General features: G+C 61.2%; 14 protein-coding genes. 9 read left to right on the top strand and 5 right to left on the bottom strand.

Translation table 11 applies throughout. The annotated features are described in order from the left end of the window. Positions 1-138: 138 nt before the first annotated feature. Complete coding sequence (locus tag JV201_RS21925; protein WP_008435294.1) at positions 139-3,036, bottom strand: ribonucleoside-diphosphate reductase subunit alpha; 2,898 nt, start codon at positions 3,034-3,036, stop codon at positions 139-141. 804 nt (positions 3,037-3,840) lie between these two features. On the opposite strand from JV201_RS21925, the gene JV201_RS21920 reads away from it, so the two are divergent. Then, on the top strand, positions 3,841-4,566 hold the full coding sequence (locus JV201_RS21920; protein WP_008435295.1) for a response regulator: 726 nt from the start codon (positions 3,841-3,843) through the stop codon (positions 4,564-4,566). Beyond that, positions 4,563-6,173 carry an ATP-binding protein gene (locus JV201_RS21915; RefSeq protein WP_003214234.1) on the top strand — a complete coding sequence of 537 codons (1,611 nt, stop codon included), beginning with the start codon at positions 4,563-4,565 and terminating at the stop codon, positions 6,171-6,173. Before JV201_RS21920 ends, JV201_RS21915 begins: the two co-directional genes overlap by 4 nt. Here the strand turns inward: JV201_RS21915 and JV201_RS21910 are convergent. Further along, positions 6,170-6,886: a 4'-phosphopantetheinyl transferase gene (locus JV201_RS21910; RefSeq protein WP_102369713.1), complete on the bottom strand. Its 717-nt coding sequence runs from the start codon at positions 6,884-6,886 to the stop codon at positions 6,170-6,172. The genes JV201_RS21915 and JV201_RS21910 overlap by 4 nt on opposite strands. 180 nt (positions 6,887-7,066) lie before the next feature. Here JV201_RS21910 and JV201_RS21905 point away from each other — a divergent pair, with 180 nt between their 5' ends. Genes JV201_RS21905 through JV201_RS21895 form a run of 3 tightly spaced genes read left to right on the top strand, consistent with a single transcriptional unit; the run spans position 7,067 to position 9,414 of the window. Continuing rightward, positions 7,067-7,375: a hypothetical protein gene (locus JV201_RS21905; protein ID WP_003214230.1), complete on the top strand. Its 309-nt coding sequence runs from the start codon at positions 7,067-7,069 to the stop codon at positions 7,373-7,375. Positions 7,376-7,393: 18 nt separating this feature from the next. Then, a complete protein-coding gene (locus JV201_RS21900; protein WP_003214228.1) occupies positions 7,394-8,071 on the top strand; it encodes a response regulator transcription factor in 678 nt (225 codons plus the stop codon). Next, positions 8,068-9,414: an ATP-binding protein gene (locus tag JV201_RS21895; protein ID WP_023659245.1), complete on the top strand. Its 1,347-nt coding sequence runs from the start codon at positions 8,068-8,070 to the stop codon at positions 9,412-9,414. Before JV201_RS21900 ends, JV201_RS21895 begins: the two co-directional genes overlap by 4 nt. Positions 9,415-9,543: 129 nt before the next feature. Here JV201_RS21895 and JV201_RS21890 read toward each other — a convergent pair whose 3' ends face one another. Continuing rightward, the gene (locus tag JV201_RS21890) at positions 9,544-10,542 is read right to left on the bottom strand and encodes an AraC family transcriptional regulator (protein ID WP_003214223.1); all 999 of its coding nucleotides are present in this window, start codon (positions 10,540-10,542) and stop codon (positions 9,544-9,546) included. A gap of 337 nt (positions 10,543-10,879) precedes the next feature. Here JV201_RS21890 and JV201_RS21885 point away from each other — a divergent pair, with 337 nt between their 5' ends. Next, on the top strand, positions 10,880-12,214 hold the full coding sequence (locus tag JV201_RS21885) for a dicarboxylate/amino acid:cation symporter (RefSeq protein ID WP_008435307.1): 1,335 nt from the start codon (positions 10,880-10,882) through the stop codon (positions 12,212-12,214). Between the two features lie 149 nt (positions 12,215-12,363). Next, positions 12,364-13,545 (top strand): CaiB/BaiF CoA-transferase family protein, encoded by a 1,182-nt coding sequence (locus tag JV201_RS21880; RefSeq protein ID WP_219406036.1) that lies wholly within the window; start codon positions 12,364-12,366, stop codon positions 13,543-13,545. A gap of 123 nt (positions 13,546-13,668) precedes the next feature. Here JV201_RS21880 and JV201_RS21875 read toward each other — a convergent pair whose 3' ends face one another. Together JV201_RS21875 and JV201_RS21870 are read right to left on the bottom strand one after the other, a co-directional pair. Next, a complete protein-coding gene (locus tag JV201_RS21875; RefSeq protein WP_004371405.1) occupies positions 13,669-14,163 on the bottom strand; it encodes a SprT family zinc-dependent metalloprotease in 495 nt (164 codons plus the stop codon). A gap of 128 nt (positions 14,164-14,291) precedes the next feature. Continuing rightward, on the bottom strand, positions 14,292-14,894 hold the full coding sequence (locus JV201_RS21870; RefSeq protein ID WP_004371402.1) for a Yip1 family protein: 603 nt from the start codon (positions 14,892-14,894) through the stop codon (positions 14,292-14,294). Between the two features lie 362 nt (positions 14,895-15,256). Between JV201_RS21870 and ttcA the strand changes: the two genes are divergently transcribed. Beyond that, positions 15,257-16,081 (top strand): tRNA 2-thiocytidine(32) synthetase TtcA, encoded by an 825-nt coding sequence (gene ttcA / locus JV201_RS21865; RefSeq protein ID WP_219406035.1) that lies wholly within the window; start codon positions 15,257-15,259, stop codon positions 16,079-16,081. Positions 16,082-16,148: 67 nt separating this feature from the next. Next, positions 16,149-16,807, top strand: a 659-nt coding sequence (locus tag JV201_RS21860) for a DNA-3-methyladenine glycosylase I (RefSeq protein WP_219407211.1), incomplete at its 3' end; no start/stop codon positions are given.

Here is a 16,807-nt window from a genome sequence, read left to right as displayed (position 1 = left end):
CCACCGATGTTTTCAAGGAGGTGAAATACGTGCGCGAATCGCGACGGTGTTGTTCCAGGCAAAAGAAAACCCCCGATACGCCGTAGGCCTATCGGGGGTTTTTCAACCTTGGGTGGTTAGACCCAGGGTGTGCTCAGCTTATTGGCAAGCTTCGCAATCCGGCTCGTCGATCGCGCAGGCTTTAGGCACTGGCGCCGGGCCGGCAGGTGCGGCGAGAACCGAATCATCACCGTGGTTGCCGCCGCTGGAAACAGCGTTCAGCTTGCCGGTGTTGATGGTCGACTTCTCGGTGCTGGTGGCAGCCAGGGCACGGAGGTAGTAAGTGGTTTTCAGGCCACGGTACCAGGCCATGCGGTAGGTCACGTCGAGCTTCTTGCCCGATGCGCCGGCGATGTACAGGTTCAGCGACTGAGCCTGGTCGATCCACTTCTGGCGACGGCTGGCGGCGTCGACGATCCACTTGGTGTCCACTTCGAAGGCAGTCGCGTAGAGCTCTTTGAGTTCTTGCGGGATGCGCTCGATCTGCTGCACCGAACCGTCGTAGTACTTCAGGTCGTTGATCATGACCGAGTCCCACAGGCCGCGGGCTTTCAGGTCGCGAACCAGGTACGGGTTGATCACGGTGAATTCGCCCGACAGGTTCGATTTCACATACAGGTTCTGGTAGGTCGGTTCGATCGACTGCGACACGCCAGTGATGTTGGCGATGGTGGCGGTCGGTGCGATGGCCATGATGTTGGAGTTACGAATGCCTTTCTGCACACGGGCACGTACCGGCGCCCAGTCCAGGGATTCGTTCAGGTCAACGTCGATGTACTTCTGGCCACGTTGCTCGATCAGGATCTGTTGCGAATCCAGCGGCAGGATGCCTTTGGACCACAGCGAACCCTGGAACGTCTCGTAGGCGCCACGCTCGTCGGCCAGGTCGCAGGAAGCCTGGATCGCGTAGTAGCTGACCGCTTCCATGGACTTGTCGGCGAACTCGACTGCAGCGTCCGAACCGTAAGGAATGTGCTGCAGGTACAGCGCGTCCTGGAAGCCCATGATGCCCAGGCCGACCGGACGGTGCTTGAAGTTGGAGTTCTGCGCCTGGGGTACCGAGTAGTAGTTGATGTCGATAACGTTATCGAGCATGCGAACGGCGGTGTTCACGGTGCGTTCCAGCTTGGCGGTGTCCAGCTTGCCGTTGACGATGTGGTTCGGCAGGTTGATCGAGCCCAGGTTGCAAACGGCGATCTCGTCCTTGTTGGTGTTCAAGGTGATCTCGGTGCACAGGTTCGAGCTGTGGACCACGCCCACGTGCTGCTGCGGGCTGCGCAGGTTGCACGGGTCTTTGAAGGTCAGCCATGGGTGGCCGGTTTCAAACAGCATGGAGAGCATTTTGCGCCACAGGTCTTTGGCCTGGATGGTCTTGAACAGCTTGACCTTGCCCGGGTATTCGGTGAGGGCTTCGTAGTACTCGTAGCGCTCTTCGAAAGCCTTGCCGGTCAGGTCGTGCAGGTCCGGTACTTCGGATGGCGAGAACAGGGTCCACTTGCCGTCATCGAAGACGCGCTTCATGAACAGGTCAGGGATCCAGTTGGCGGTGTTCATGTCGTGGGTACGGCGACGGTCATCACCGGTGTTCTTGCGCAGCTCGATGAACTCTTCGATGTCCATGTGCCAGGTTTCCAGGTAGGCACATACAGCGCCCTTGCGCTTGCCACCCTGGTTCACGGCTACGGCGGTGTCGTTCACTACTTTGAGGAACGGTACAACGCCCTGGGACTTGCCGTTGGTGCCCTTGATGTACGAACCCAGTGCACGCACCGGGGTCCAGTCGTTACCCAGGCCGCCAGCGAATTTGGACAGCATGGCGTTGTCGTGGATCGCGTGGTAGATGCCCGACAGGTCATCCGGCACGGTGGTCAGGTAGCAGCTGGACAGCTGTGGACGCAGGGTGCCGGCGTTGAACAGGGTCGGGGTCGACGACATGTAGTCGAAGGACGACAACAGGTTGTAGAACTCGATGGCACGGTCTTCTTTCTGCTTCTCTTCGATCGCCAGGCCCATGGCCACGCGCATGAAGAACACTTGCGGCAGTTCGAAGCGGATCCCGTCCTTGTGGATGAAGTAACGGTCGTACAGGGTTTGCAGGCCCAGGTAAGTGAACTGCTGGTCGCGCTCGTGGTTGATCGCCTTGCCGAGTTTTTCCAGGTCGAAGGTGGCCAGGATCGGGTTCAGCAATTCGAATTCGATACCCTTGGCGATGTAGGCCGGCAGGGCCTTGGCGTACAGGTCGGCCATCTCGTGGTGGGTGGCGCTGTCGGCGACTTTCAGGAAGCCCAGGCCTTCGGCACGCAGGGTGTCCATCAGCAGGCGCGCGGTGACGAACGAGTAGTTCGGCTCACGCTCGACCAGGGTACGGGCGGTCATCACCAGTGCGGTGTTGACGTCGGTCAGGGCCACGCCGTCGTACAGGTTCTTCAGGGTTTCGCGCTGGATCAGGTCGCCATCGACTTCTTCCAGGCCTTCGCAGGCCTCGGTGATGATGGTGTTCAGGCGGCCCAGGTCCAGCGGTGCAAACGTACCGTCGGCCAGGGTGATGCGGATCGACGGGTGAGCTTGTACGGCAGCTTCTTCGGCCGGGGAACGTACGGCACGTTCCTTGGCGCGCGAGTCACGGTAGATCACGTAGTCGCGGGCGACTTTCTGCTCGCCGGCACGCATCAGGGCCAGTTCGACCTGGTCCTGGATTTCTTCGATGTGAATGGTGCCGCCCGATGGCATGCGACGCTTGAAGGTTGCGGTGACCTGTTCGGTCAGGCGGGCAACGGTGTCGTGGATGCGCGACGAGGCAGCAGCGGTGCCGCCTTCAACTGCAAGAAACGCTTTGGTGATCGCGACGGTGATTTTGTCATCGGTGTAAGGAACGACAGTGCCGTTACGCTTGATCACACGCAATTGGCCGGGCGCGGTGGCGGACAGATCCAGGTTCGAATCAGCGGCCTGCGGCACGGAGCCCTGCGGGTTCTCGCGAGTTGTGTCGGTTTGCATGGGGGGTTGTCTCCACATTCTATATTTATTTGGGCACCATCACGGTGCCCACCGTTCCGTCCTGAAGCACTTACAACAGGCCTGGGGCCTGGCATAACAACTTCGGGACAGGAGGAAGGGAGCTGTTCGCGCCGCTTCCATGCCGAAGTCTTCGGTTACAAGCCTTGGGGCTCTTTACCGTATTCCTGGTGGGTGACAGTTTCGTACTGCAACACCCGTACCGTTTTCGCCTGATCGGGGCAGAAAACGGCTGCCATCCGCGTGCGCGGTTTGGTCTTCTGAAAAAGGCTTAAGTTCACCAAACAGGGGCAAGAAAGAGCTTGAGTTTCTTGTCTGATTTGTGTTTGGTCTTTTCGCTGAAAACCCTACATGTAGGGTTTTTTTGGCGACGACCTACAAGATAATGCGTTTTGGGGGGCTTAGCAACGGACTACCTGTGGATAACGCTGTGGGTAAAATGTGTATGAAACGTGGAATGGCCGTGTAGGCCGCAGTACTGCTGCATTGCGCCGTTTGTCACCGAATATTCCGAGGTAAAAACAACCGGTTGGATTTTTGCGGGCGCGAACCCTATCACAAAAAAACACGATGTCCGAACCCATTTGCGCGCTTGTGGCAGAGGGCCTGCCCGTTGCTACAATCGGCGGTTATCCATACAGTTTATGCCTCGCCTACATGACAACTGTAGGAGAGGGCTTGCCCGCGAAGGACGTCAACGATGACGCTGGAAACCTGAATAAGCGCGGCGCCCTCGAGTTTTCTCGGGCAAACCCGCCCCTACAATAATTAGAACCGAGGTAACGCATGGAGCAAGAAGCCTGGCAGGTATTGATTGTCGAGGACGACGAGCGACTGGCCGAGTTGACCCGTGACTACCTGGAGAGCAACGGCTTGCGGGTGTCGGTGGAAGGCAATGGCGCCCTCGCGGCGGCGCGGATCATCGCCGAGCAGCCGGACCTGGTGATCCTCGACCTGATGTTGCCCGGTGAAGACGGCCTGAGCATTTGCCGCAAGGTGCGCGAGCGCTACGACGGGGTGATCCTGATGCTGACCGCGCGCACCGACGACATGGACCAGGTGCTGGGCCTGGACATGGGCGCCGACGATTACGTGTGCAAACCCGTGCGTCCTCGCCTGTTGCTGGCACGCATCCAGGCCCTGCTGCGGCGCAGCGAAAGCGTCGAGCCGGCACTCCCCGAAAAACAGCGGCGCCTGCAATTCGGCCCGCTGGTGGTGGACAACGCCCTGCGTGAAGCCTGGCTGCATGAGGGCGGCATCGAACTGACCAGCGCCGAATTCGACCTGCTGTGGTTGCTGGTGGCGAATGCCGGGCGGATCCTGTCCCGGGAAGAAATCTTCACCGCCTTGCGCGGTATTGGCTATGACGGCCAGGACCGCTCCATCGACGTGCGCATCTCGCGCATCCGCCCGAAAATCGGCGACGACCCGATCCACCCACGCCTGATCAAGACCATTCGCAGCAAAGGCTACCTGTTCGTCCCCGAAGCTGCGGCTGACCTGACGCCGTGAACTCAATCTTCCTGCGCATCTACGGCGGCATGTGCGCGGCGCTGATTCTGGTGGCGTTGCTCGGCGTACTGGCCTTGCACCTGCTCAATGAAGTGCGCAGCGGCCAGTACCGCGAGCGCCTGGCCCACGGCACCTTCGCGCTGATGGGCGACAACCTGCAACCCATGAGTGCCATCGAGCGCCGCCGCGCCCTGGCAGTGTGGGAGCGCTTGCTGGGTATCCCGCTGCAATTGCAGACCGTGGCCGAGGCGCACCTGGACCTGACCCAGCGTAGCCGTCTGCAACGCGGCCAGGTGTTGGTGGAGCAAACCGGGCCTCACGCGGCCAGGGTGCTGCGCTTGGTCAGTGACCAGGAGCAACTGTTGCTGACCGGTGAAGTGCAGCAAATCAGCGAACAACTGGCGCGCGCGACGATTTACCTGCTGGCCGATGAGCTGGTGCGTTTCCCGGTGGCGGAGCAACCGCAGAAACTCGCAGACCTGAAGGAAGCCAAGGGCTTTGGTTTCGAGATGCACCTGGTGATGCTCAATCAGGCTGATATGGACGAAGACCAGCGCCGCCGCGTGTCCGAAGGCGATACCGTGATGGCCCTGGGCAAGGGCGGGGATTCGATCCGGGTATTTGCCGGCATGGTCGGCACGCCGTGGGTCCTGGAAATCGGCCCGCTGTATCAGATGAATCCGTACCCGGCGCAATGGCTGATCCTGATTGCGCTGATCAGCCTGACCTTGATCGGCTTGATCGTCTATTTATTGGTGCGCCAGCTGGAGCGGCGCTTGAGTGGCCTGGAAGCCGCCGCCACGCGCATCGCCAAAGGCAGCCTGGAAGTGCGGGTGCCGGCCCGCGGCGCCGATTCGGTGGGGCGCCTGGCGGCAGCGTTCAATGGCATGGCCGAGCACCTGCAACGCCTGTTGGCAATTCAGCGCGAACTGGTGCGGGCGGTGTCCCATGAACTGCGCACCCCGGTGGCGCGCCTGCGGTTCGGCCTGGAGATGATCGGCGACGCGGCCACGCCTGAAGCGCGGCGCAAGTATATGGAGGGCATGGACAGCGACATCCAGGACCTCGATGGCCTGGTGGACGAAATGCTCACCTACGCGCGGCTGGAACAGGGGGCGCCGGCACTGAATTTCCAGCGGGTCGACCTCAATGCGTTGCTGGATCAGGTGATTGATGAACTGTCACCGCTGCGCCCGGAAATCAACGTGGCGCGGGGCATCTGCCTGTCCTCGGCACATTGGGACGATGCATGGGTGGAGGCCGAGCCGCGCTACCTGCACCGTGCCCTGCAAAACCTGGTGAGCAACGCCATGCGCCACGCCCAGGGGCAGGTGCTGATCAGTTACCAGGTGGGCCAGGTGCGTTGCCGCATCGACGTGGAAGACGACGGACCGGGCGTACCGGAAAGTGCCTGGGAGCGGATTTTCACGCCGTTCCTGCGCCTGGATGACAGCCGGACCCGCGCGTCGGGTGGGCACGGCCTGGGGTTATCCATTGTGCGGCGGATCATCTATTGGCACGGTGGCCGGGCGTTGATCAGCAAGAGCAACAATCTGGGTGGCGCGTGTTTCAGCCTGAGTTGGCCACGGGATCAGGAGAAGGTCTAGGCCTGGACGGCCACCAGGCTCAACAACTGCCCCTCATCCACCGCAAACTGCGCCTCCAGTTCCTTGCCATGGCACCATTCTGCGGACAAGTCCGTCAGCAACCGCAGCCGCGCATGGCCGGTATCCGACCACTCCAGCAACTCGGCATGCTCAAAATAAAAGCGCTTCTGCACGATCGGGTAGAGCGCCTTGAACAGGCTCTCTTTCGCCGAAAACGTCAGCGTCACCAGTTGCGCAACCTGCTCCCGCGGCCCGGCGGCCATGCGCAGCAATTCATCCGGTGTGAGGATCTCCCCGGCCAGGCGTTCCGCCCGCTCCAGGGTCAGCAGGTTCTCCAGGTCCATCCCCAGCCCGCGCCACTGTGACTTGTGGGCGACGATGGCCGCTGCATGGCCGGTGCTGTGGGTGATCGAACCGCTGATGTGCGCGGGCCAGACCGGCGCGCGGTCCTCGCCGATCGCCGGCACGCAATCCAGCCCGTCCAGCTGTTGCAGGGCCGCGCGGGCGCACAGGCGACCGGCCAGGAACTCCGCCTGCCGCTTGGCCACCGAACGCTGGATGCTCGCGGGTGGCGGCACGGCGCTGCGCTGGAAATCGCCGATGGCCAGCAGGGCCGGGTCAAAACGGGTGCTCAGCAAGACCGTGCCGGGCAAGGCATCGGGCAACGGCCAATGGGCGTCAAGTGGGGTGCAGCAGGCGGGTAGGGAATTCATGCCGGGTATTTTGCCGAGTTGCAGGGCCGCTGGATAGCCTGCGGCCGGGGATACGTAAATAACTCTTTACACAGTAGCCGGCCTCGGTTCAGCCCAGGTTCAGAGAGTGTTCAGGGGGAGTTCAGGGGCGTCTGCGTAGTCTGGCCCCGTACCCAAAGCCCAAGCGTATGAGGTAGCACCATGACTGCGATCAAGAAGCTGATGTTGGCCTTAACCATGCTCAGCGCCACCGCTGGCGTCCAGGCCTCTGATTCGAGTTTCGCGGGTTTCTCCAAGGAGAAGAGCAAAAAGCCCTACAGCCTTCTCCAGCGGGTGAGCTTCGAGGATGCCGGTGAACAGGCGGCTCCATGGGGCCAGTCCCTGGGCCAGCACACCCCGCAGTCAGACTATCGCGTGGGCAACGAAAACCTGTCAGGTCACTTCAACGGCAGTAAATTGCGCCAGCAAGACCTGCAGGGCCGCTATGATATACCCCAGTTGGAAAGTTGATTTGCCTTGGAGAGCTTTATGAAATTGCTGGTTGTCGAAGATGAGGCGTTGCTGCGCCATCACCTATTGACCCGCCTTACCGACAGCGGTCACGTGGTCGAGGCCGTCGCCAATGCCGAAGAGGCGCTGTACCAGACCGGGCAATTCAACCACGACCTGGCGATCATCGATTTGGGCCTGCCCGGCATGGGCGGCCTGGACCTGATCCGCCAATTGCGCGCCCAGGCCAAGACCTTCCCGATCCTGATCCTGACCGCCCGTGGCAACTGGCAGGACAAGGTTGAAGGCCTGGCAGCGGGTGCCGACGACTACGTGGTCAAGCCGTTCCAGTTCGAAGAGCTGGAAGCGCGGATGAACGCACTGTTGCGCCGCTCCAGCGGTTTCACCCAATCCACCATCGTCGCCGGGCCGTTGCTGCTGGACCTCAATCGCAAGCAGGCGTCCCTCGACGAACAGCCACTGGCGCTGACCGCCTACGAATACCGCATCCTCGAATACCTGATGCGGCATCACCAGCAAGTGGTCGCCAAGGACCGCCTGATGGAACAGCTCTACCCCGATGACGACGAGCGTGATCCGAACGTGATCGAAGTGCTGGTGGGCCGCCTGCGCCGCAAGCTGGAAGGCCCGGCGGGTTTCAAACCGATCGACACCGTGCGTGGCCTGGGCTACCTGTTCAATGAGCGCTGCCGTTGATTCGCTCGCTACGTGTACGTTTGATGCTCGCGGCCACCATCCTGGCCGTGCTGTTTATGCTGGCCTTGTTGCCGGCCATGCAGGGCGCCTTCAGCCTGGCCCTGCAGGACTCCATCGAGCAGCGCCTGGCGTCGGATGTCACGACGCTGATTTCGGCTGCCCGGGTTGAAAACAATCGCCTGCTGATGCCCGCGCAGTTGCCGGACGAGCGTTTCAACCTCACCGACAGCCGCCTGCTGGGCTACATCTATGACCGCGAAGGCCATCTGGTCTGGCGGTCGCGCGCCACCCAGGAAGAAAACATCAACTACAAGCCGCGCTATGACGGGCGCGGTAACGAATTTGCGCGGATCCGCGAGGCCAACGGCCAGGAATTTTTTGTCTATGACGTCGAGGTCAAGCTGCTGGGCGGCAAGAGCGCGGCGTTCAGTATCGTCGCCCTGCAACCGGTGCGTGAATACCAACTGACCCTCGAAGGCCTGCGGGAAAACCTCTACCTGGGCTTCGGCGCCGCCTTGCTGGTGCTGCTGACCCTGTTGTGGCTGGGCCTGACCTGGGGCCTGCAGGCGCTGCGCCGGCTGAGCCAGGAACTGGATGAAATCGAAGGCGGTACCCGGGAAAGCCTCAGCGAGCAACACCCGCGCGAGCTGCTGCGCCTGACCGGCTCCCTGAACCGGTTGCTCCACAGCGAGCGGGAGCAACGCACCCGTTACCGCGATTCCCTGGATGACCTGGCCCACAGCCTGAAAACCCCGTTGGCGGTGCTGCAAGGCGTGAGTGAAGACATGGCCCAGCGCCCCGAAGATCGGGACCAGGCCTGGGTACTGCAATCGCAGATCGAACGCATGAGCCAGCAGATCAGCTACCAATTGCAGCGCGCCAGCCTGCGTAAAAGCGGCCTGGTGCGCCACCAGGTGCGGCTGGAGCCGGTGCTGCAAAGCCTGTGCGACACGCTGGACAAGGTTTATCGCGATAAGGGCGTGAAGGTCGCCTTTGAACTGCCGGACGAATGCGACGTGCCGATCGAGAAGGGCGCCTTGCTGGAACTGCTCGGCAACCTGCTGGAGAACGCCTATCGCCTGTGCCTGAGCGAAGTGCGCATCACCTTGCAGGAAAGCCTGGAGGGCACCGAGTTGTGCATCGAAGACGATGGCCCCGGCGTGCCGCCGGACCAGCGTGCGCGCATCCTGCAGCGGGGCGAGCGGCTCGACCGCCAGCATCCGGGGCAGGGGATTGGCCTGGCGGTGGTCAAGGACATCATTGAAAGCTATGGCGCCCGGCTGACCCTTGGGGATTCACCGCTGGGTGGGGCTGCGTTCAAGATTCACTTCCCGGCTGTTTGATCTTTATTGGCTGTGCCGGCCTCTTCGCGAGCAAGCCCGCTCCCACATTCGATGGCATTCCCAACGTGGAACTCGGTCAAATGTGGGAGCGGGCTTGCTCGCGAAGAGGCCAGTCGCATCAATACACACCTAGGTTTCTTGTGCTCTATAGGCCCCCGGCGTCAACCCGGTCCACTTCTTGAACGCCCGATGAAACGCCGACGGTTCGGAAAACCCCAGCTGCTCGGCGATCTCCTGCAGCGACAAATCCGCCCGCCCCAAATGATAGATCGCAATGTCCCGGCGCAACTCATCCTTGAGCGCCTGAAAGCTGGTGCCTTCCTCCCGCAAATGCCGACGCAGGGTCTGCGGGCTGATATGCAGGTGCTGGGCGACGGCTTCGAGGTCGGGCCAGGGCGTGCGGTCGCGGCTCAATAGGCGGCGCAACTGGCTGCTCAGGCTGTCGCCTTCATCCGGCCGCGACAGCAGGTCGGCCGGGGAGCGTTCGAGGAAATGCTTGAGGGTGCGCTCGTCCTGCAACAACGGCAGGCTCAGGTAGCGGCTGGGGAACACCAGGCTGCTGGTGGGCGCCGCGAATACCTGTGGGCAGGGGAACAGCAAGTCGTACTCACCGGCGTGGGGCGGCGTCGGGTAGCTGAAGGTGGCCTGGTGCAGGCGGATGCGCTGGCCAATCAGCCAACTGCCGAGTCGATGCCAGATCACCAGCAGGCATTCGCTGAGGAAGTGATCCGGGTCCCAGAGTTGCGAATCGTCCAGGCTCAGGCGGGCCATTTCCCCTTCACGTGTCAGACGCCAGCGCGGACCCTGCGGGAATAGGCTATAAAATAATAAGCCGCGTTCCAGAGCCTTCTCCAGGGTGCGGCAGTGAATCAGCGCGTGGCACATCATGGCGAAGGTGCCGCGCTTGCTCGGGCCTTCGGCGAAGCCCAGGTATTCGTCATCCAGCGCCAGCCACAGCATTTGCAACAACTGGGTGAATTGCTCGGGAGCGATGCGGGCGCGGGGCTCGCTCAGCAGTTCCGCAGTGATGCCGACCTGCTGCAGCAGGCCCGAATAATCGTAGCCGGCCCGGCGAGCACCGCCGAGAGCGGCTCGGGCGTAGTGACTGGCGATGGTTCGTTCACGCATGAGGGGCCTCGTCCATTGAGTGGCGGATGTTAGCCACCCCGGGCGGGTGCAACAAGGCGGATATCCGCCAAATTGTAGGACGAGATCAGGCGAGCAGGCGGAAATCCGCCACTGTCTGTAGGCATAACCTTAAGCTGGAAATCGCCCGAGCGCTGATGTCTAAAGGCCTTCAGGGAGTTTCAGCAGAAGTGGCACGACGCTTGCGATACAGAGCGCAGGGAGACCGCCTCGAGCAGGCTCTCAAACAACAAATCCCTCCAGTGCAGGAGGGTTCGCAATTCAAGTGTCGTGGGCAATGGCGGATATTTGCCACACGGGACGATTGAGGAACTTTGCAATGACGACTCGTCAGCCACTGTACAAATCCCTGTATTTCCAGGTGATCGTTGCAATCGTTATCGGTATTTTGCTCGGTCACTTCTACCCGCAGACCGGCGTGGCCCTCAAGCCACTGGGTGACGGCTTTATCAAGCTGATCAAAATGGTCATCGCCCCGATCATCTTCTGCACCGTTGTCAGCGGCATCGCTGGCATGCAAAGCATGAAATCGGTCGGCAAGACCGGCGGCTACGCGCTGCTGTACTTCGAAATCGTCTCCACCATCGCCCTGCTGATCGGCCTGGTCGTGGTCAACGTCGTGCAACCGGGCGCCGGCATGCATATCGACGTGGCTACCCTGGACGCCTCCAAAGTCGCGGCCTACGTGACTGCCGGTGCCGACCAGAGCATCGTTGGCTTCCTGCTGAACGTGATCCCGAACACCATCGTTGGCGCGTTCGCTACCGGTGACATCCTGCAAGTGCTGATGTTCTCGGTGATCTTCGGTTTCGCCCTGCACCGCCTGGGTGCCTACGGCAAGCCGGTGCTGGACTTCATCGATCGTTTCGCCCACGTGATGTTCAACATCATCAACATGATCATGAAGCTCGCGCCACTCGGTGCCCTGGGCGCCATGGCGTTCACCATCGGTGCCTACGGCGTAGGTTCGCTGGTGCAGCTCGGTCAGCTGATGATCTGCTTCTACATCACCTGCATCCTGTTCGTGGTGCTGGTATTGGGCGCCATCTGCCGCGCACACGGCTTCAGCGTCCTGAAACTGATCCGCTACATCCGTGAAGAACTGCTGATCGTACTGGGTACTTCCTCGTCCGAATCCGCACTGCCACGCATGCTGATCAAGATGGAACGCCTGGGCGCCAAGAAGTCGGTAGTCGGCCTGGTTATCCCGACTGGCTACTCCTTCAACCTGGACGGTACTTCGATCTACCTGACCATGGCTGCCGTGTTCATCGCCCAGGCGACTGACACCCACATGGACATCACCCACCAGATCACCCTGTTGCTGGTACTGCTGCTGTCGTCCAAGGGCGCTGCTGGCGTGACGGGTAGTGGTTTCATCGTACTGGCCGCTACCCTATCGGCTGTTGGCCACCTGCCGGTTGCCGGCCTGGCGCTGATCCTGGGTATCGACCGCTTCATGTCCGAAGCCCGCGCACTGACCAACCTGGTTGGCAACGCTGTTGCAACCCTGGTTGTGGCCAAGTGGGTCAAGGAACTGGACGAAGACAAGCTGAAAGTTGAACTGGCTTCCGGTGGTCGCGGTATCTCCGACACCCGTGAAGAAGACGACCTGGGCGTGGCCGAAGGCCCGGCTCCAACCGCCGTCAAGTAAGGCTGCAGCGTTTGTGAAAAACCCATCTTCGGATGGGTTTTTTTATGCCTTCGGGAAGCATCAGTCACTTCGGATGATGGTTTATGTGATTGCCGCCGACCGCAGGGTTTGCCTACTCTGTGGCCAATCGAATCGGAATCGGAGTCCGCATGTCAGGTCCCTTGGCGTCCCTCAAAGTACTGGATTTCTCCACCTTGCTGCCGGGGCCGTTCGCCTCGTTGCTGCTGGCCGACATGGGCGCCGAGGTGTTGCGCATCGAATCCCCCACACGCATGGACCTGCTGCGAGTACTGCCGCCCCATGACCAGGGCGTGTCGGCCAGCCATGCCTATCTGAACCGCAACAAACGCAGCCTGGCCCTGGACCTCAAGCAGGTCGAGGCGGTGGCGATCGTGCGGCAACTGGTGGCGGACTACGACATCGTCCTCGAGCAGTTCCGCCCCGGGGTCATGGAGCGCCTGGGCCTGGGTTACGAGGCGTTGAAGGCGATCAACCCAAAGCTGATCTACGTCTCCATCACCGGCTACGGCCAGACCGGCCCCTACAAGGATCGCGCCGGCCATGACATCAATTATCTGGCCCTGGCAGGCATTGCCAGCTACACCGGGCGCCAGGACAGCGGGCCGTTGCCCTTGGGTGTGCAGTTGGCGGATGTGGGGGGCGGCTCGTTGCACGCGGTGATCGGTTTGCTGGCGGCGGTGATTGCCCGGCAGCACAGTGGGGTGGGGCAATACCTGGACGTGAGCATGACCGACTGCGCCTTCAGCCTGAATGCCATGGCCGGCGCCGGTTACCTGGCGTGCGGCGTGGAGCCGGCGTGGGAGAACCAAGTGCTCAATGGCGGCAGTTTCTATGACTATTACCGATCGCGGGAAGGACGCTGGTTGTCGGTGGGCAGTCTGGAGCCGGCGTTTATGCAGCAGTTGTGTACGGCCCTTGGCCGCCCTGAATTGGCGGCAATGGGCCTATCGCCCAAACCCGAGCAGCAGAAAGCCCTCAAGCTGGCGCTGCAGGTCGAGTTCGAGAAACGCAGCTTTGATGAGCTGTGTGAGCTGTTTGCCGGGATTGATGCGTGTGTCGAGCCGGTGCTGAATCTGAGCGAGGCCGTTGAACACCCGCAGTTGAAATCCCGGGAGCTGGTCAGCCAGGTGCCGCGGGGCGATGGTTCCAGCCAGGCGCAAATCGCCTGCCCGCTGAAGTTTTCCGAGGGTTTGCCGGCGGCCAGGCACATAGGCGCGGCGGTGGGCGCTCACAGCGATGAGGTGTTGGCGGAGTTGGGATTCAGTGCTCAGCAGATAGACGATTTGCGGCGTGCCAAGGTGATTCAGTAGCGCCTGGGCCGGCCCCTTCGCGAGCAAGCCCGCTCCCACATTCAACCGAGTTCCATCGTTGGAATGCGATCAAATGTGGGAGCGGGCTTGCTCGCGAAGGGGCCCTTAAATCCACCACAAACCTCACTCGACGCGGGTTTCCCCGGTAAACACCAAAGTCTGCCGGCACCTGCGGCACAAATACCGCCGCCCCTGGCCCACCAACCCGTGGCGCTGGGGCGAAAACGGGAAGTCACTGTCGGCACACGGACAGCGGTAGATATACCGCGTGACGCGCCGCCGCTGGATTTCATAGGTGTGGCAGCGGTCCGGCGGCAGTTCGTAAACCCCACGCATGATCAACTGCCATTCCTCGCCATGGGGCTGGATGCGCTCGCCGAACAACTGGTGGGCAATCAGGTGGGCCACTTCATGGGCGACTGTCTGTTTAAGGAAGTGTTGGCTGTTTTCACGGTACAGCTGCGGGTTGAAGCGCAGCAGGTTCTCGTGCAAATGCGCGACACCGGCCTTCTGGCCCCGCAGCTTGAGGCTGACCTGGGGGCGTTTGAAGCTTCGTTTGAAAAAGGATTCGGCTTGCAGGAAACAATCTTCGACGCGGGTATTGAGTTGCTCGGGCATGCTGTACATATCTCCAGAGACGTCCAGTATGCCGCAAACAAGGGTGTATCCGAATCTGTCAGGCGCCGAATGGTCATGCATAACGCACAAAGCCACCTTGCGGTGGCTTTTCCTGCGGGTAAACCGCGTCAGTTGGTGTAGATCGGGCCTACGCCCAGCCCCCAGACGATCACGGTAAAGGCCATGATCGCCACCAGCACCACCAGGCCTACCGCCAGTACCGAGCTGGAAAACAGGAAGCCCTCGTCCGGGTGGATGTTCATGAAGGTCGGCAGCCCCACGTACAGCAGATACACCGTGTAGCAAATGGCCGCCGTACCCACCACCATGCCCAGCCACATATGCGGGTACAGCGCCGCCAGCCCGCCGATAAACAGCGGTGTCGCGGTGTAGGTGGCAAACGCCACGCAGCGCGCCATGCTGGGGTTGGCGTCATAGGTGCGGGCCATCCAGTGAATGAACGCGCCCATCACCGCCACGCCGCCGAGCATCGCCGCGTAGGACATGAGGGTCATCCACAACGCGCTTTCCACCGTCAGCATCACCGGGGCGCGGCTGCCGATAACCCAACCCACCTGAGTGGTACCGATAAAGGCTGAGACAGCGGGGATGGCCGCGAGAATCAGCGTGTGGGTGAGGTACATGTGGCCGATGCTTTCTTCTTTATCTCCACGAATTTCCCGCCATTCCTGATCGGGGTGGGTGAAAAGTCCCACGACGTGATGGATCATGCCAGTCACTCCTGTCGTTATTACCATCGCCCCCCAGCGGAGCGCCCACGGGCCAATAGGCCTGAAAGGTCTGGATATATGTGCGACCTTATGTCGCAGTATAGGAAGTGATGACCGGAAAAAGTGTGGGGCTTTAGAGCAAATTGCGCTGTAAACATTGGGCTTAATCGCGGCGGGGTCTGTTGATTGGAATGCGGTCAACTGTGGGAGCGGGCTTGCTCGCGAATGCGGTGGGTCAGCTAAACACCTGGCGAATGACACTTCGCGTTCGCGAGCAAGCCCGCTCCCACATTGGAACTCGGTCGTCCATCCCGGTAAAATACCCGGCTTTTCGTCACACACCTTTCGCGGATCCAAGCGCCATGGGCACTCTTACGGTCAACCAGAACAAACTGCAAAAACGCCTGCGTCGCCTGGCCGGCGAGGCAGTCGCCGATTTCAATATGATCGAAGAGGGCGACAAGGTCATGGTCTGCCTGTCCGGCGGCAAGGACAGCTACACCATGCTCGACGTGCTGATGCACCTGCAAAAGGTCGCGCCGATCAAGTTCGACATCGTTGCCGTGAACATGGACCAGAAGCAGCCGGGTTTTCCCGAGCATGTGCTGCCGGCCTACCTCAAGGAATTGGGGATCGAGTACCACATCGTCGAGAAAGACACCTATTCGGTGGTCAAGGAGCTGGTCCCGGAAGGCAAGACCACCTGCTCGCTGTGCTCGCGCCTGCGCCGTGGCACGCTCTATACGTTTGCCGACGAAATCGGCGCGACCAAGATGGCCCTCGGTCATCACCGCGATGACATCGTCGAAACCTTCTTCCTCAACATGTTCTTCAACGGCAGCCTCAAGGCCATGCCGCCCAAGCTGCGGGCCGATGACGGGCGCAACGTGGTGATCCGCCCACTGGCGTACTGCCATGAGAAGGACATCCAGGCCTACTCCGACCTCAAGCAATTCCCGATCATCCCGTGCAACCTCTGCGGCTCCCAGGAAAACCTGCAGCGCCAGGTGGTCAAGGACATGCTCCAGGATTGGGACCGCAAGACCCCGGGCCGCGTCGACAGCATCTTCCGCAGTCTGCAGAACGTGCAGCCGTCGCAGTTGGCCGACCGTAACCTGTTCGACTTCACCAGTTTGCGTATCGACGAAAGTGCAACGTCGCGCTTCGTCAACGTAGTGAACCTCTGAGTGTTTTCACCGCTCTGACAGACGGCGCTCCTGGGCGCCGTTTTCATTTCAATCCTTAGGAGAGGGCATGCGCGATTACAAGTGGCTGCACGAATATTGTCTGAACCGGTTTGGTTCGGCGGCCGAGCTGGAAGCCCACCTGCCTGTGCCCCTGACCCCGGCGAAACTGCGCAAGATCAGCGATGACCGCTACCTGTCGACCTTGTCGCTGCGGGTGTTTCGCGCCGGCCTGAAGCACAGCGTGGTGGACGCCAAGTGGCCGGCCTTCGAGCAGGTGTTCTTTGGGTTTGACCCGGAAAAAGTCGTGCTCATGGGCGCCGAGCACCTGGAGCGGCTGATGCAGGACACGCGCATCATCCGTCACCTGGGCAAGCTCAAGAGCGTGCCGCGCAATGCGCAGATGATTCTGGATATCGAGAAGGAAAAAGGCAGCTTCGGCGGGTTTATTGCCGACTGGCCGGTGACCGATATCGTCGGCCTGTGGAAGTACCTGAGCAAGCACGGCCACCAGTTGGGCGGGCTGTCGGCGCCGCGCTTTTTACGGATGGTGGGCAAGGACACGTTCGTGCCGAGCTATGACGTGGTGGCGGCGCTGAATGCGCAGAAGATCGTCGACAAGGTGCCCACCAGCCTGCGGGACCTGGCCACGGTGCAGGGCGCGTTCAACCAGTGGCATGCCGAGAGCGGGCGGCCGATGTGCCAGTTGTCGATGATGCTGGCTTACAC

This window comes from Pseudomonas sp. Colony2 (assembly GCF_019382755.1).
In the GTDB taxonomy this organism is placed as follows: Bacteria; Pseudomonadota; Gammaproteobacteria; order Pseudomonadales; family Pseudomonadaceae; genus Aquipseudomonas.
The sequence above is the reverse complement of the archived record's forward strand: the minus strand, read 5'-3'. Positions and strand labels throughout refer to the sequence as shown.

Coding starts and splice junctions, on each gene's coding strand:
- JV201_RS21925 (WP_008435294.1), bottom strand. CDS start 3,036: ATGCAAACCGACACAACTCGCGAGAACCCGCAGGGCTCCGTGCCGCAG.
- JV201_RS21920 (WP_008435295.1), top strand. CDS start 3,841: ATGGAGCAAGAAGCCTGGCAGGTATTGATTGTCGAGGACGACGAGCGA.
- JV201_RS21910 (WP_102369713.1), bottom strand. CDS start 6,886: ATGAATTCCCTACCCGCCTGCTGCACCCCACTTGACGCCCATTGGCCG.
- JV201_RS21905 (WP_003214230.1), top strand. CDS start 7,067: ATGACTGCGATCAAGAAGCTGATGTTGGCCTTAACCATGCTCAGCGCC.
- JV201_RS21900 (WP_003214228.1), top strand. CDS start 7,394: ATGAAATTGCTGGTTGTCGAAGATGAGGCGTTGCTGCGCCATCACCTA.
- JV201_RS21890 (WP_003214223.1), bottom strand. CDS start 10,542: ATGCGTGAACGAACCATCGCCAGTCACTACGCCCGAGCCGCTCTCGGC.
- JV201_RS21885 (WP_008435307.1), top strand. CDS start 10,880: ATGACGACTCGTCAGCCACTGTACAAATCCCTGTATTTCCAGGTGATC.
- JV201_RS21880 (WP_219406036.1), top strand. CDS start 12,364: ATGTCAGGTCCCTTGGCGTCCCTCAAAGTACTGGATTTCTCCACCTTG.
- JV201_RS21875 (WP_004371405.1), bottom strand. CDS start 14,163: ATGCCCGAGCAACTCAATACCCGCGTCGAAGATTGTTTCCTGCAAGCC.
- JV201_RS21870 (WP_004371402.1), bottom strand. CDS start 14,894: ATGATCCATCACGTCGTGGGACTTTTCACCCACCCCGATCAGGAATGG.
- ttcA (WP_219406035.1), top strand. CDS start 15,257: ATGGGCACTCTTACGGTCAACCAGAACAAACTGCAAAAACGCCTGCGT.